The sequence below is a fragment of the Streptomyces sp. NPDC001406 genome, from assembly GCF_042895285.1.
Classification (GTDB): Bacteria; Actinomycetota; Actinomycetes; order Streptomycetales; family Streptomycetaceae; genus Streptomyces.
The window spans coordinates 482,821-497,536 of record NZ_JBIAWG010000003.1 but is presented as its reverse complement, the minus strand read 5'-3'; the positions used below and the strand labels follow the sequence as shown (position 1 = coordinate 497,536).

General features: G+C 71.0%; 13 protein-coding genes and 2 pseudogenes. 10 read left to right on the top strand and 5 right to left on the bottom strand.

The features are described 5' to 3' along the window. Positions 1 to 5 precede the first annotated feature (5 nt). Together ACFY1J_RS09640 and ACFY1J_RS09635 are read right to left on the bottom strand one after the other, a co-directional pair. Positions 6 to 1,172: a hypothetical protein gene (locus tag ACFY1J_RS09640; protein WP_390711377.1), complete on the bottom strand. Its 1,167-nt coding sequence runs from the start codon at positions 1,170 to 1,172 to the stop codon at positions 6 to 8. Beyond that, the gene (locus ACFY1J_RS09635) at positions 1,169 to 2,110 is read right to left on the bottom strand and encodes a 5-dehydro-4-deoxyglucarate dehydratase (RefSeq protein WP_390730979.1); all 942 of its coding nucleotides are present in this window, start codon (positions 2,108 to 2,110) and stop codon (positions 1,169 to 1,171) included. Before ACFY1J_RS09635 ends, ACFY1J_RS09640 begins: the two co-directional genes overlap by 4 nt. Before the next feature lie 221 nt (positions 2,111 to 2,331). On the opposite strand from ACFY1J_RS09635, the gene ACFY1J_RS09630 reads away from it, so the two are divergent. The 10 genes and pseudogenes from ACFY1J_RS09630 (at position 2,332) to ACFY1J_RS09585 (ending at position 11,052) form a co-directional block, all read left to right on the top strand. After that, the gene (locus ACFY1J_RS09630) at positions 2,332 to 3,141 is read left to right on the top strand and encodes an NAD-dependent epimerase/dehydratase family protein (protein WP_390711379.1); all 810 of its coding nucleotides are present in this window, start codon (positions 2,332 to 2,334) and stop codon (positions 3,139 to 3,141) included. A 314-nt stretch (positions 3,142 to 3,455) separates the two neighbouring features. Then, positions 3,456 to 4,226, top strand: a complete 771-nt coding sequence (locus ACFY1J_RS09625; RefSeq protein ID WP_390711380.1) for a DeoR/GlpR family DNA-binding transcription regulator — start codon at positions 3,456 to 3,458, stop codon at positions 4,224 to 4,226. A 93-nt stretch (positions 4,227 to 4,319) separates the two neighbouring features. Next, entirely contained in the window at positions 4,320 to 5,690 is a 1,371-nt protein-coding gene (locus tag ACFY1J_RS09620; RefSeq protein WP_390730978.1) for an ABC transporter substrate-binding protein, read from the top strand. Next, a complete protein-coding gene (locus ACFY1J_RS09615) occupies positions 5,687 to 6,625 on the top strand; it encodes a carbohydrate ABC transporter permease (RefSeq protein ID WP_390711382.1) in 939 nt (312 codons plus the stop codon). The genes ACFY1J_RS09620 and ACFY1J_RS09615 overlap by 4 nt, the downstream gene beginning before the upstream one ends. After that, on the top strand, positions 6,622 to 7,458 hold the full coding sequence (locus ACFY1J_RS09610; RefSeq protein ID WP_390730977.1) for a carbohydrate ABC transporter permease: 837 nt from the start codon (positions 6,622 to 6,624) through the stop codon (positions 7,456 to 7,458). The genes ACFY1J_RS09615 and ACFY1J_RS09610 overlap by 4 nt, the downstream gene beginning before the upstream one ends. Further along, on the top strand, positions 7,455 to 8,444 hold the full coding sequence (locus ACFY1J_RS09605; protein WP_390730976.1) for a zinc-dependent alcohol dehydrogenase family protein: 990 nt from the start codon (positions 7,455 to 7,457) through the stop codon (positions 8,442 to 8,444). Before ACFY1J_RS09610 ends, ACFY1J_RS09605 begins: the two co-directional genes overlap by 4 nt. 231 nt (positions 8,445 to 8,675) lie before the next feature. Then, positions 8,676 to 8,897 carry a hypothetical protein gene (locus tag ACFY1J_RS09600; protein WP_390711385.1) on the top strand — a complete coding sequence of 74 codons (222 nt, stop codon included), beginning with the start codon at positions 8,676 to 8,678 and terminating at the stop codon, positions 8,895 to 8,897. A gap of 73 nt (positions 8,898 to 8,970) precedes the next feature. Further along, the gene (locus tag ACFY1J_RS09595) at positions 8,971 to 10,149 is read left to right on the top strand and encodes a TerD family protein (RefSeq protein WP_390711426.1); all 1,179 of its coding nucleotides are present in this window, start codon (positions 8,971 to 8,973) and stop codon (positions 10,147 to 10,149) included. Between the two features lie 73 nt (positions 10,150 to 10,222). Continuing rightward, positions 10,223 to 10,588, top strand: a pseudogene (locus ACFY1J_RS09590) (hypothetical protein); the annotation flags it as partial. 95 nt (positions 10,589 to 10,683) lie between these two features. Next, the gene (locus ACFY1J_RS09585; protein ID WP_390730975.1) at positions 10,684 to 11,052 is read left to right on the top strand and encodes a VOC family protein; all 369 of its coding nucleotides are present in this window, start codon (positions 10,684 to 10,686) and stop codon (positions 11,050 to 11,052) included. A 46-nt stretch (positions 11,053 to 11,098) separates the two neighbouring features. Here ACFY1J_RS09585 and ACFY1J_RS09580 read toward each other — a convergent pair. From ACFY1J_RS09580 to ACFY1J_RS09570, 3 genes and pseudogenes are all read right to left on the bottom strand, one after another. Further along, a pseudogene (locus ACFY1J_RS09580) lies at positions 11,099 to 12,112 on the bottom strand (1-aminocyclopropane-1-carboxylate deaminase); the annotation flags it as partial. Positions 12,113 to 12,126: 14 nt separating this feature from the next. Then, positions 12,127 to 12,774 carry a GntR family transcriptional regulator gene (locus ACFY1J_RS09575; RefSeq protein WP_390730974.1) on the bottom strand — a complete coding sequence of 216 codons (648 nt, stop codon included), beginning with the start codon at positions 12,772 to 12,774 and terminating at the stop codon, positions 12,127 to 12,129. A gap of 109 nt (positions 12,775 to 12,883) precedes the next feature. Continuing rightward, complete coding sequence (locus ACFY1J_RS09570; protein WP_390730973.1) at positions 12,884 to 14,461, bottom strand: TROVE domain-containing protein; 1,578 nt, start codon at positions 14,459 to 14,461, stop codon at positions 12,884 to 12,886. Positions 14,462 to 14,716: the final 255 nt, after the last annotated feature.

The window sequence follows — 14,716 nt, the reverse complement described above, 5'->3', positions numbered from 1 at the left end:
CTCGCTCAGCGCCGGTCGAGCAGCGCGTCCCGCACCGCCGCAAGGTCCCCGTCCGACGCCAACCCGGCGTGATACAGCCGTAGTTCCGTCGCCCCCAGGTCCCGCGCCCGGGCCGCGTCCGCCGCGAGTGTGCCGGGGGTGCCGCCCATCCCGGAGACCACGGTGAAGTTGGCGGCGAGAACGGCGTCCGCGCGCCCCTGCTCCGCGAACGGCGTCAGCGGACCGGGTCCGCCCGTGCAGGGCACGACCACACCGTCCGCGACGGACAGGATGTGCGCCGGGTCCACGCCCGCGTTGGCACCGCAGTGGTACGTCACCGGGTCCGCGTGGAGCAGCACCTGGAACCCGTCGGGCGCGGCCGCGCGGACCGCGGTGACGGCCTGCTCCTGGAGGGTGCGGGCGGTTTCCTCGCGCCACGCGCGCGTGGCGGCGGCCCGCTGTACGCCGAGGAGTTTCTCCACGCCCGCCCAGCCTCCGTCGTCGGGCGCCCCCTGCCACAGCGGCTCCAGGGCGGCCCGTACGGCGGTGGCCAGCTCGTCGGGGTCCAGGCCCTGTCCGCCGTACCCGTCCTGGCAGGCAGGACAGAAGCAGAGCGACATCAGGTACTGGCCGGCCTTGCCCAGGCCGACTCCGCCGGTCTTGTCGTGGGCGTGCAGATGCGCGAGGCCGTACCAGCCGAGGGACTCCAGCTCGGTGCCCCGGGCTCCGGGCCGTACGGCGGCCTCCGCGGCCAGGTCGACGAGGTACGCGCGTGTGGCGGGCTGTGCGATGCACGGCGCCCAGGGGTAGCGGTCGCCGTAGGCGTTGACGACGGAGGTGTCCGGGTGCTCGGCGCCCAGGCGGGAGTTGTGCGCGAGGACGACCCAGGTGTGCACCTCCAGGCCGGCCGCCGCCAGCGCCGCGGCCGCCGCGCCGTAGGCGTCCCCGGGCGCCCAGTCCCCGGCCGGGTACGGGCGTATCGCGCGGCCCGTCCAGCGGTCGCCGGGCGGATACAGCACGGCCGCGTGCTCGGCGGTGACGACGCGGTGGCGGGGGTGGCGGGGGGTCAGCGCGCGCGTGGAGTGGTAGGCGGCCGCGAGGGTCGCCTGGGCCACCCCGAGCGCGGCGATGCGGGCGGCTGCCTCCGGGTCCCCGACGACGTCCCAGGGGTAGACGAACGCCGACGCCTTCACGCGTCCTCCTCCAGCAGCGCGTAGCCACGCTCGATGATCCGGGCGAGCTGCTTGACATGGTCCTCGGTCGGCTCCTGCAGCGGGGGCCGTACCTCCCCCACGTCCAGGCCGCGCAGCCGTACGCCCGCCTTGACGAGGGCGACGGCGTAACCGCGGCCCTGGGCGCGCAGTTCGACGAACGGCCGGTAGAAGCCGTCCAGGAGGCGCTGCGCGGTGGTCTCGTCGCCCGACTCCAGCGCGCGGTGGAAGGCGAGGGCGATCTCCGGCGCGAAGCAGAACACGGCGGAGGAGTAGAGGGTGATGCCGAGGGCGCGGTAGGCGAGCTGGGTCTGCTCGGCGGTCGGGAGCCCGTTGAAGTACAGGAAGTCACCGGGGACCTCGGCGCGTACGGTGCTGATGATCCGCTGCATCAGGTCGAGGTCGCCGAGGCCGTCCTTGAAGCCGATGATCCCCTCGGTGCGCGCCAGCTCGACGACGGCCGGCGGGGTGAACACGGCGTTGTCCCGCTGGTAGACGATCACGGGCAGGCCGGTCGCCGCGGCCACCTCGCCGTAGTGCCGCACCAGGCCCTCCTGGCCGGCGACGACGAGGTACGGCGGCATGGCCAGCAGCCCGTCGGCACCGGCGCCCTCGGCGAGCCGCGCGTAGCGGACGGCGAGGGCGGTGCCGTACCCGGCGCCCGCGACCACCGGTACCCGCCCCCCGGCCGCCTCGACGGCTGCCCGTACGCAGGCCTCGAACTCCTCGGGCAACAGCGCATGGAACTCCCCGGTGCCACAGCAGGCGAACACGGCGGCGGCGCCTGCCTCGACGCCCCGGCGCACATGCGTGCGGTAGACGTCGAGGTCGACCGAGCCGTCGGGGCCGTAGGCCGTGACGGGGAAGAACAGCGGTCCGCTCGGGACACGGAGTCGGGCGGCGAGAGGGGCTGGCGTCACGGGCGCTCCCTGTCGGTGCATGTCTCTGATCGGCGTCTATATTTCTGAACGCGTCCACGCTACGGGCCCTTCTCGGGACCGGTCAAGCGGACAAACGAGCAACAGGGCAGCAGATTTCCGCACGCCACGCCTCACTTGACGAGCCAGGTCAGCCCTCCCTAGCGTGTCCACGAATGTGAATGCCAGGCATGAATGCGATCGTTGAGCCAAGGAGACCGTGGATGCCCGCTCCCCGCACCGTCCTGCTCACCGGCGCCGCCGGCGGCCTCGGCACCCTGATGCGGACCCTCCTGCCGGAGTACGGCTACGAGCTGCGCCTGTTCGACGTGCGCCCCATCGACGGCGAGCCGGACGCGATCACCGCGGACCTCTCCGACACCGCGGCACTGCGCGAGGCGGTCCGGGGCGTCGACGCGGTCCTGCACCTCGCGGGCATCTCGCTGGAAGCGCCCTTCGAGAAGATCCTCAAGTCGAACATCGAGGGCACCTACAACCTGTACGAGGCGGCCCGCCAGGGGGGTGTGCCGCGCATCGTCTTCGCCTCCTCCAACCACGCCGTCGGCTTCACCCCGGCCCCCCGGGGCACGGACCCGCTGATCCCGGTGGACACCCCGCGCCGCCCGGACACCTTCTACGGCCTGTCCAAGGCCTTCGGCGAGGACCTCGCCCAGTTCTACTGGGACAAGCACGGCCTGGAGACCGTCTCCGTGCGCATCGGCTCCTGCTTCCCGGAGCCGACCGGTGTGCGCATGCTCTCGGTCTGGATGAGCCCCGCCGACGGCGCCCGCCTCTTCCACGCCGCCCTCACCGCCGAGAACGTCGGCCACACCGTCGTCTACGGCTCCTCCGCCAACACGCGCCTGTGGTGGGACCTGACGAGCGCGCGGGCGCTCGGTTATGAACCGCGGGACGACTCGGAGCCGTACGCCGAGAAGCTGATCGCCGAGCACGGCGAGCTGGACCCGAAGAACCCCGCCCACAGCCATCTGGGCGGCCACTTCGTGAACGACCCGCCGATCTGGCCGTACTGAGGGACGCGCAAGGATCGCTCCGAGGGACGCGAAACGATCGCTCTCACGGACAGGCGGGCGTGATCCGAACGGGCCCGCCCGCCCACGCATTCGGACACCGATCGGACCCGTCCGCCCCCGCATTCGGGCACGGGTGCTGCCCGCTCTCACGTCCCCTCCCGCAGCCACGCAGGTCCGAGGCGGGCACACCGATCCGTGAACGGGCCGATACGGGCAGCATCGAACTGGCAACAGGCCTGGTCAGAGCCGCGCACCCGCTGTAGAACTGCCCCCATGGCCCGAACGGGCGATTCCACAGGGAAGCGGGTGACGACATGAGCACCAGTACGGCGGAGGAACGACAGCGCGAGATTCTGCGTGCCGCGCGAGCCACGGGCTCGGTCGACGTCACCGCGCTCGCCGTCCGGCTGGGCGTGGCCAAGGAGACCGTCCGGCGTGATCTGCGCGCCCTGGAGGACCACGGCCTGGTGCGCCGCACGCACGGGGGCGCCTATCCCGTGGAGAGCGCCGGCTTCGAGACGACGCTCGCCTATCGCGCCACCAGCCATGTGCCCGAGAAGCGCCGGATCGCGGCCGCGGCGGCGGAACTGCTCGGGGACGCGGAGACGGTCTTCGTCGACGAGGGCTTCACCCCGCAGCTCATCGCCGAGGCCATGCCGAGGGACAGGCCGCTGACCGTGGTCACCGCCTCCCTCCCGGTCGCGGGCGCCCTCGCCGGGGCCGAGCACATCTCGGTACTGCTGCTCGGCGGCCGGGTCCGGCCCGGCACGCTGGCGACCGTCGACCACTGGACGACGAAGATGCTGGCCGGCTTCGTCCTCGACCTCGCCTTCATCGGCGCCAACGGCATCTCCCGCGAGCACGGCATGACCACCCCCGACCCCGCGGTCAGCGAGGTCAAGGCGCAGGCCATCCGGGCCGCGCGACGCACGGTCTTCGCGGGGGTGCACACCAAGTTCGGGGCGGTCAGCTTCTGCCGGTTCGCCGAGGTCGGCGCGCTGGAGGCGATCGTGACGAGCACGCTGCTGCCGGTGTCCGAGGCCCATCGCTACTCGTTGCTGGGACCACAGGTCATCCGGGTCTGAGCAGCCGCCGCCACCGCACGGGGCATTCGCATGCCCGTCGAAATCCCTTATCCCCCCATACGTCATCCCCCCACATACGTCCAGGAGCGGTCCATGCGCACCCAGAGCCGACGGAGGCCGCGAGCCGCGCTCGCCATGGCCGCCGCAGGGACGATGCTCGCCCCGTTGCTCTCCGGCTGCTGGTCCGGGGCGGGCGGGTCCGGTTCCGGCGGCGACTCCATCGACGTCCTGATGGTCAACAACCCGCAGATGACCGAGTTGCAGAAGCTCACCGCCGCCCACTTCACCGCGGAGACCGGCATCAAGGTCAACTTCACCGTCCTGCCCGAGAACGACGTCCGCGACAAGATCAGCCAGGACTTCGCCAACCAGGCCGGCCAGTACGACGTGGCCACCCTCTCCAACTACGAGATACCGATCTACGCCCGCAACGGCTGGCTGCACGAGATGGACCCGTACGTCACCAAGGACCCCTCCTACGACGAACAGGACGTCCTCAAGCCGATGCGCCAGTCCCTGACCGGCGCCGACGGCAGGCTCTACGGCCAGCCCTTCTACGGCGAGTCGTCCTTCCTGATGTACCGCAAGGACGTCTTCGCGAAGAAGGGCCTGGCCATGCCCGCGCACCCGACCTGGACCCAGGTGGCCGACCTGGCCGCGAAGGCCGACGGCGCCGAGCCCGGCATGAAGGGCATCTGCCTGCGCGGACTGCCCGGCTGGGGCGAGCTGATGGCACCGCTCACCACCGTCGTGAACACCTTCGGCGGCACCTGGTTCGACCAGCGGTGGAAGGCCCACCTGGACTCGCCCGAGTTCGAAAAGGCGACGAAGTTCTATGTAGACCTCGTACGCGAGCACGGCGAGTCGGGCGCCGCCCAGTCCGGTTTCGCCGAGTGCCTCAACAACATGACCCAGGGCAAGGTCGCCATGTGGTACGACGCCACGTCCGCGGCGGGCCTGCTGGAGGCGGCCGAGTCCCCGGTCAAGGGCAGGCTCGGCTACGCCCCGGCCCCCGTGGAGAAGACGGACTCCTCCGGCTGGCTCTACACCTGGGCCTGGGGCATCCAGAAGGCCTCCCGCAATCCCGACAAGGCCTGGAAGTTCGTCTCCTGGGCGTCGAGCAAGCGGTACGAGCAACTGGTCGGCGACACCAGCGGCTGGTCGAACGTCCCGGCGGGCAAACGCGCGTCGACCTACACGAACGCCGCCTACCGCAAGGAGGCCGCCGCGTTCCAGGACATGACGAAGGACGCCATCGAGAACGCCCGCCCCGACGACCCCGGCGTGCAGCCCCGCCCCGCGCCCGGCATCCAGTTCGTCGGCATCCCCGAGTTCACCGACCTCGGCACCAGGGTCTCCCAGGAGATCAGCGCCGCCATCGCCGGACGCCAGTCCGTCGACTCGGCCCTGAAGAAGTCCCAGCAGCTCGCCGAGAAGATCTCCAAGGAGTACGAGGGACGATGACCGCGACCACGACAGCACCCCTGGCGACCACACCGGTACGCGCCACGCGGCAGCCCTCCGCCCGCCTGCGCGCCTGGGCCACCCGGGCCCCGTTCCTGCCCGCCCTCGTCTTCATGATCGTCGTGACCCAGCTCCCGTTCGTGGCCACGCTGGTGATCTCCTTCTTCGACTGGAACGCCCTCTATCCCAAGGCCCGCCACTTCACCGGCCTCGACAACTACCGCGAGGTCCTGACCGACGCCGACCTGCGTCACTCGGTGTGGACGACGGTGCTGCTCACCGCGGCGGTGGTGCTGGCCGCCCTGGTGCTCGGCCTCGCGCTGGCCCTGCTCCTTGACCGCAGGTTCCGCGGCCGGGGCGTCGTCCGCACCCTGCTGATCGCCCCGTTCCTGGTGGTCCCGGTCGCCGCGGCCCTGCTCTGGAAGCACGTCCTCTACAACCCCGAGTACGGACTGTTCAACGGCCTGCTGCACTATGTCGGCGGCCCCCAGCCGGACTGGATCTCGAACACCCCGCTGCTCGCGGTCGAGGCCTCCCTGGTGTGGCAGTGGACGCCCTTCATGATGCTGATCCTGCTGGCCGGTCTGCAGAGCCGGGACCAGCAGCAGATCGAGGCCGCCCGGGTGGACGGCGCGAGCGACTGGCAGATCTTCCGCCACCTCACGCTCCCGCACCTGCGCCGCTACCTCGAACTCGGCGCCCTGCTGGGGTCGATCCACATCGTCCAGAACTTCGACGCGGTCTTCACGCTCACCTCCGGCGGTCTCGGCACCGCCAACCTGCCCTACACCGTCTACCAGAGCTTCTACCAGGCCCATGAGAACGGCCTCGCCTCGGCCGCGGGCGTCCTGGTGGTCATCGGCTCGATCGTCATCGCGACCTTCGCCCTGCGGGTGGTGTCGTCGCTGTTCCGCGAGGGGGTGTCCCGCGCATGACCACAACCGCCGTGCGGCGCAAGGGCCTCGGCCTGGGTCTGATGGCCTGGCTGGCGGGGATCGTGTTCTTCCTGCCGATCGCCTGGATGGCCCTCACGTCCTTCCACTCCGAGCAGGACGCGGCGACGAACCCGCCGTCCTTCACCGCCGCCCTCACCCTCGACGGCTACCGCGAGTTCTTCGGCACGGGCGGCGGGGCGAGCCCCTGGCCCGCGCTGATCAACTCCACCGTGGCGTCGGTGGTCTCGACGGTGTGCGTGCTGCTGCTGGCGCTCCCGGCCGCGTACGCCCTGTCGATCCGCCCGGTGAAGAAGTGGACGGACGTCCTGTTCTTCTTCCTGTCGACGAAGATGCTGCCCGCGGTGGCCGGCCTGCTGCCGATCTATCTGTTCGCGAAGAACGCCGGGATGCTGGACAACATCTGGCTGCTGGTCGTCCTCTACTCCGCCATGAACCTGCCGATCGCGGTGTGGATGATGCAGTCGTTCCTCGCCGAGGTGCCGGTCGCCGTGATCGAGGCGGCGAGGGTGGACGGGGCGCGGCTGCCGACGGTCCTGGCCCGGGTGGTGGCCCCCATCGCCCTGCCCGGGATCGCCGCCACGGCCCTGATCTGCTTCATCTTCAGCTGGAACGAGCTGCTCTTCGCCCGCGTGCTCACCAGCGTCGTCGCCGAGACCGCCCCCGTCTTCCTCACCGGCTTCATCACCAGCCAGGGCCTGTTCCTGGCCAAGGTGTGCGCCGCGTCGCTCGTCATCTCCCTGCCGGTGCTCGCCGCGGGGTTCGCCGCCCAGGACAAACTGGTCCAGGGCCTGTCGCTGGGAGCCGTGAAATGAAGGTCGCCGTCATCGAGTCCGTGGGCCGTGCCGTCGTCGCCGAGGTCCCCGACCCGACGCCGGGCCCGCGCGAGGTCGTGGTGGAGGTGGCCGCCTGCGGCCTGTGCGGCACGGACCTGCACATCCTCCAGGGCGAGTTCGCGCCGAAGCTGCCGATCGTCCCCGGGCACGAGTTCGCGGGCGAGGTGGTCGGGGTCGGCACCCAGGTCACCGAGCTCGCGGTCGGCGACCGGGTGGCGGTGGACCCGTCGCTGTACTGCCACGAGTGCCGTTACTGCCGTACCGGCCACAACAACCTCTGCGAGCGCTGGGCGGCGATCGGCGTGACGACGGCCGGCGGAGCCGCGCAGTTCGCGGTGGCGCCGGTGGCCAACTGCGTGAAGCTCCCCGAACACGTCCGCACACAGGACGCGGCCCTGGTGGAGCCGCTGTCGTGCGCGGTACGCGGCTACGACGTGCTGCGCTCGCGGCTGGGCGCACACGTCCTGATCTACGGCTCCGGGACCATGGGCCTGATGATGCTGGAGCTCGCCAAGCGCACCGGCGCGGCCAGCGTGGACATGGTGGACGTCAACCCGGCCCGGCTGGAGACGGCCCGCCTGCTCGGCGCGTCGGCGTCCGCCGCGAACGCGGACGAACTGGAGCGGCCGCGGGGCTGGGACGTCGTGGTCGACGCGACAGGGAACGCGGCGGCGATCCAGGACGGCCTGGACCGGGTGGCCAAGGCGGGCACGTTCCTGCAGTTCGGCGTGGCCGACCACGCAACGCGGGTCGCCATCGACCCGTACCGCATCTACAACCAGGAGATCACCATCACCGGTTCCATGGCGGTCCTGCACAGTTTCGAGCGGGCAGCGGAACTGTTCGCGAACGGCGTCCTGGACCCGGAGGTCTTCATCAGCGACCGCATCCCCCTGGACCGCTACCCGCAGGCCCTGGACCAGTTCGCGGCGGGGGTGGGCCGCAAGATCGTGGTAGTGCCGTGAGAGGTGACGTCGGCGGTTGCCATTGAAACCAGCCCTCCGGCGATTGGCCTCACCCTGGCCCCTCCGGCGATTGGCCTCACCCCAGCCCCTCCGGCGTTTGAGGAGCGGGGGTCCAGGGGGCGGAGTCCCCTGGCGGGGTCAAAGGGGCGGAGCCCCTGGGATGGGACGGGTAGGAGCGGCGGGGGCGAAAACAACTGGGCCCGCCCCCACCGGCCCCCTACCATCCCCGACATGCCACGCCCCCAGGGATTCAACTACGAAGCACACGCAAGCGGCACCGTCCGCATCACCCACCACAACCGCCCCGCGGCCACCCTGAACGGCGCACGAGCAGCGCAGTTCCTCGCCGAGGTGGACGCCGGAGACCCGCAGCTCGTCATGGCCCGCTGGACCGGAAACTACCGCCGAGGCAACGAACGCACCGCCCGCAACCACCCCCGCAACACCCGCTGAACCGGATCGTCCGAATGGTCGCCGGGTAAGGGAACGGTAAAGCGGTCCCGCTCGTTCACCCGGCATGACAGCTATGACCCCCGGCTCGAACATCCCCCTGTCCGCCGCCCGCGTGACGGTGGACGTCGCCGCACCGGTGCGGCTCGACGTATCGGGCCTGCTGCTCACCGCCGACGGCAAGGTGCGCTCCGACGACGACTTCATCTTCTACAACCAGCCGAGCGGCCCGGGCGTGACGTACCGCTCGGGCGGCGGCACGGCCCCCGACGCGATCACGGTCGACACCACCGCCGTGCCCCCGGGCATCGAGAAGATCGTGGTCACCGCGAGCCCGGACGCCGCGGGCCAGACCTTCCAGGGCATCGAACCGACGGCCACGATCCGCAACGCCGACGACAACAGCGTCCTGGCCACGTTCACGCCCCCGCAGCTCGGCACCGAGACGGCGCTGGTGATCGTGGAGGTCTACCTCCGCAACGGCGCCTGGAAGGCCCGCGCGGTCGGCCAGGGCTATGCCAACGGGCTCGCGGGCATCGCGACCGACTTCGGTGTGACCGTGGAGGAACCGGCACCGGCCCAGGTCGCGCCGCCGCAGCCGATGGCCCCGCCGCCGCCCGCGGCACAGCCGTCGATGGCACCCCCGCCGCCCGCCGCGCCCCCGGCGCCCGGCACCGGGAAGATCAACCTCGACAAGGGCCGGGTCAGCCTGCAGAAGAACCAGACCGTGTCCCTGGTCAAGGGCGGCAGCCCGCTGCTCTCCCGGGTGAAGATGGGCCTCGGCTGGGAGCCTGCGTTCCGCGGCAAGGACATCGACCTGGACGCCTCGGTCATCGCGTACGGCCCGCAGCGCAACCACATCGACAGCTGCTACTTCGGCAAGCTGACGATCCTGAACGGCGCGGTCAAGCACTCCGGCGACAACCTCACGGGCGAGGGCGGGGGCGACGACGAGGTGATCGTGGTCGACCTCGGCAGGCTCCCGCAGGAGGTCACCGGCCTGGTCTTCACGGTCAACTCCTTCTCCGGCCAGAAGTTCACGGAGGTCGCCAAGGCCTACTGCCGTCTCCTGGACGCCACGACCGACGAGGAACTGGTCCGCTTCGACCTCACCAACGCCGAGCCGCAGACCGGCGTGATGATGGCCAAGCTGATCCGGCAGTTCTCCGGCGAGTGGGACATGACCGCGATGGGCGACTTCGTCAAGGCCCGCACGGTCCGAAACATGGTGAAGCCGGCGGCACAGGCGTTGTAACCGACCGCACGACGCCTACGGGCGCCCCCGACTCCAGGGGGCGCCCCGCGTCAGCGGACCGGATCCGACACCGAGATCACCTCAGCAACGGCAGCAGACCGCCCTGTCGGAGACCCGGCGGGCGGAACGGCCGGCGCTGCTGGAGCGGTTCATCGAGGTGGGGGCCGAGGCCGAACGCTCCGCCTTCAGTCGGCCTTCCGCATGGGAGGACACCGACGCCTGGTTCCTCGCAACCCAGGACGTCATGAACAGGCTGTGGGTCGCGGAGCGGCTCATTCGCATCCAGTTCCCCCTGCCCGTGCACGGTGCGGCACGCGCATACTTCCTCGACCTCAACCGGACGGTGTGGGAAGGCTTGCCCGAGGACGAGAGCGTGCGGGACTACCTGGAGGACAACCGGCTGGCGTTCTTGGACGCGGCCCGCGCGGTCATGGGGTAGTGCACTGTTGAAGTGGCTGGTCAGCGGGGCGGCCGATGAGTTCACCGGCTTCGAACGGTCTACCCGGCGACACGACCGTTCTCGACAGGAGTGCCATGTCCACCATCCAGCCAGTGATCGTGACTGCCGACCAGGACGTTCTGCTCGGCTTCTATACGAAATTGTTCGGCGCCGAGGAGATCTTCCGGGTACCGGCGGAAGGCCCGGCCTTCTACCTCGGCTTGCGCATCGGCGACACCGACCTCGGGCTGGTGGCCAAGGCGGACCCGGGGACCGGGGCGGCACCGCGGATCCTGCTCAGCATCGGTGTCGACGACGTCGACGAGACACTCGGCCGGGTGGCGGCGCTGGGCGGCTCGGTCCGCAGCGGCCCCAACGACATGCCGTGGGGACAGCGCGTCGCCCACATCCAGGATCCCGACGGCAACCCGGTGAACCTCACTCAGCCGATCCCGGCCCGGTGACGCTGTTCCGGGGGCATGTGCTGATGCGGCGGCCGGAGGCCGACTGGAACAGGGCGCTGTAGGCATTGAGCGCGGGCTGGCCGCCGAGGTGGGCGTAGAGCACGGTGGAGTCCCGGGCGATCTCCCCGCGCGCGACCAGATCGATGAGCCCGGCCATCGACTTCCCCTCGTAGACGGGATCGGTGACCATGCCCTCGGTGCGGGCGGCGAGCTTCATCGCCTCCAGTGTGGAGTCGTCGGGGATGCCGTAGATCCCCGCGTGAAAGCGCTCGTCCAGTTCGATGTCCGACTCGGTCAACTCCTGCTTGACACCGATGAGTTGGCCGGTGTTGTGCGCGATGCGCGCGATCTGTTCCCGGGTGGCGGCGGGCTTGGCCGACGCGTCGATGCCGATCACGCGCCGCGGCCGCCCGCCCGCCTCCTGCAGCGCCCGGAACCCCGCGACCATGCCGGCCTGGGTCGAGCCGGTCACCGAGCACACGATCACGGTGTCGAAGAAGACGCCCAGCTCCCGCTCCTGCTCGGCGACTTCATGGGCCCACCCGGCGAACCCCAGCCCGCCGAGCGGATGGTCGGAGGCGCCGGCGGGAATGGCGTACGGCTTCCCGCCCGCCTCCTCGACCTCCCGCAGCGCCTGCTCCCAGCTCTCCTTGAACCCGATCCCGAACCCGGCCCGCACCAGCCGTACGTCGGCCCCGGCGAGCCGGCTGATCAGGATGTTGCCGACCTTGTCGTACACGGAGTCGGGCCACTCCACCCAACTCTCCTGCAGCAGCACGCACTTCAGCCCCGCGCGGGCGGCGACGGCGGCGACCTGCCGGGTGTGGTTGGACTGCACCCCGCCGATCGACACGAGCGTGTCGCAGCCCTGCGCGAGGGCGTCCGCGACCAGGTACTCCAGCTTGCGTGTCTTGTTCCCGCCGTACGCGATCCCGGAGTTGCAGTCCTCCCGCTTGGCCCACAGACGGGCGCCGCCGAGATGGGCGGTGAGCCGTTCCATGGGGTGCACCGGGGAGGGGCCGAACAGGAGCGGGTAGCGCGCGAAGGAAGACAGGGACACGGGGCCTCCTTGGATCAGTCGGGGTCGGCCAGGTCGGCGAGGGTGCGCCAGATGTCCGCCGTGACGCGGACCGCCGCGTCCGCGTCACCGTCCGCGCAGGTCTCGATGAGCCGCTCGTGCAGCCCGGCCGAACGGCACGAGCCGCCCTCGCCGAAGCGCCGCCGCTCCAGCCGGCGGATGAGCGGGGTGTAGCGGGCGACGGTGGCGGCGGCCGCACGGTTGCCGCTCACCCGGACCAGGACGTCGTGCAGTTCGTCGTCGGCACGCAGGGCCCCGTCCACGTCACCGGCCCGTACGGCGGTGTCGAAGCGCTCGTTGGCCGTGCGCATGGCGTTCAGATCCGCCGGGCGCAGCCGGGGTACGGCGACCCGGGTGACCAGTTCGTGCATGGCGCCGACCACCGCCGCCGCGTCCCGTACGTCGGCGGCCACGACCGGGGTCACCCGGGTGTAGCTCTGCGGCTTGCTCTCCAGCAGCCCTTCGTCGACGAGCCGCGCGAACGCCTCCCGCACCGGCGCCCGCGACAGCCCGAGCCGCTCGGCGAGGTCGGCGTCGCGGACCACCGCGCCGGGTTCGATCTCCCCCGCCACGATGGCGTCCCTGATGGACTCGTAGGCGCGGTCCCTCAGCAGGGTGCGGTGCAGCGGTCGTAGGGCCTCCATAAACTGAAATGTTAGATGTCAGACGCTGTGCGGACAAGGGTGTGGCCCGCACCCCCCGTAGAAGTGCGGGCCACGACTGTGGAGCCACGGCATGGAGCCACGGCGCAACTCAGGCGGTCCAGGGCCAGTCGGCGTCCCGGGCGGACTCGAGCAGCGGCACCATGCGGAAAGCCGCGTCCGACAGGCCTCCGAAGGTGTGCCGGTTCCCCTTGCCCGACGGGCCGTGGCCCGCCCGGTAGCCGGCCAGGTTCCAGGTGTAGACGGGGACGCCGGCCGGGACCTGCTCGGTCGGGTCGCCGTACACGTTGTACGCGTACTGCTCGTCGGTGACGATCAGTACCCGGTCCTGCCCCCGGTAGTGCGCGCGGATCGCCGAGGTGGTGTCGGTACCGCCCAGGTCACCGAAGCGGCCCAGGATCTTGAGCACCGACTCGCCCTTGTCGAACGTCAGGCGACGGCTCGTGGTGCCGAACTCGACGAGGTCCGCGTCCACCGCCCGCACCGCGAGCGCCGTACCGAAGATCGCCGCCGCGTCGGCCCGGTTGAGCTCCGAGCGGTCCGACAGCCGCGCCCACATCGAGCCCGAGCGGTCGACGAGCACCAGCGTCCGCCCGGGCAGCGCGGGCACATTGGCCAGCGAGTGACCGAGCGCCTGCTCCAGCGGGTACGCCCAGCGCAGCGACGGGGCGTGCTGGTACGCGGCCAGGTACCGGAAGGGGTACTGGCGCGAGCGCGCCACCTCCGCCGGATCGCTGATCTTCGCCGCGACCCGGGCGGCCACCTCGTCCGAGACTCCCGCCTCGTCGAAGTTCCGCAGATTGCGGACCAGCGCCATCGCGCCCATGGACGGGATCACGGCCTCCCAGGCCGCCTTGTCCATCGGGCCCTGCAGCCAGCCGGCCAGCGCCTCCCAGGTGATCCCGGCAGCCGCGAGCCGCTCGGCACCGTCGGGCGCCGTGACGACCGCCCGGCGCTCCCCCACCGGTACCGCCATCAGCTCGCGGTGCGCGGTGAGGACGCGGTTCGAGGCGGGCGGCACGGCGGTGTCCGGGTTGTGCCGGCGGTCCAGCGCGTACTGGAACAGCTCGCCCTGCCACGGCTTGTCCGGGTCCGGCGCCGCGTGCACCAGGTTGAGGACGTCGCCGAAGCGGTAGCCCTTGGACGCGGTGTCGTACTTCAGCAGGGACTTGCCGTGGTAGAGCCGTCGTACGGCGTCGGCGATACCGCGCTTGACCGGCTTGGGGACGGTGCGGCCGTAGGTCGCGGTCCAGTAGGCGAGCAGCTCGCCGGGCTCGTCCGGACGCCGCAGCACGGAGGCGATGACCTGCCGGTTCGACGGGCCCTCAGTCGCGCCCGTGTCCAGACGCGCCTTCACGTACTCGGCGGCGCCCACGATCGCGGCGGTACGGATGTTTCCCTCGCCGCGCAGCCAGCCGAGCAGTCCGACCGTCCACGACGGGTCGGTGACGGCGAGGTCGCGCACAAGCCGGGCGAACCGGTCCTCGCGGTCCTTGGCGTTCTCGTAGAAGGTGTCCGCGAGGAAGTGGGATACCGCCAGCAGGAAGAGCTCCGAGCGCGCATCCCGCTCGTGACCGCGGCCGCCCTCATATGTACGGAGCACTCGCCCCGTGGACGTCACCCGCGAGGTCGGCTGCGCCTTGGCGGCCTTGGTGTTGAATCGCGCCATGCTGAATTCCCCCGAATTCGTTTCCATTTCGGAGGGAGGCGCGGCAAAAGGAGGGTGCCCGAGATCAGGGGTCGGCGACGGACTTAGCCAGGTGCTCTACCCAATTGAGCTACACCGACCCGAAGTCGATGACGGGACTCGAACCCGCAACCGCCCGATCCAATGAAGTAACCGCTGCCTGCGCACCGGGCACCCACCTTGAGCTGCGCCTCCCGAGATCAAGTCGGCTGCGGCACTGGATTCTCTTTGCAAAAG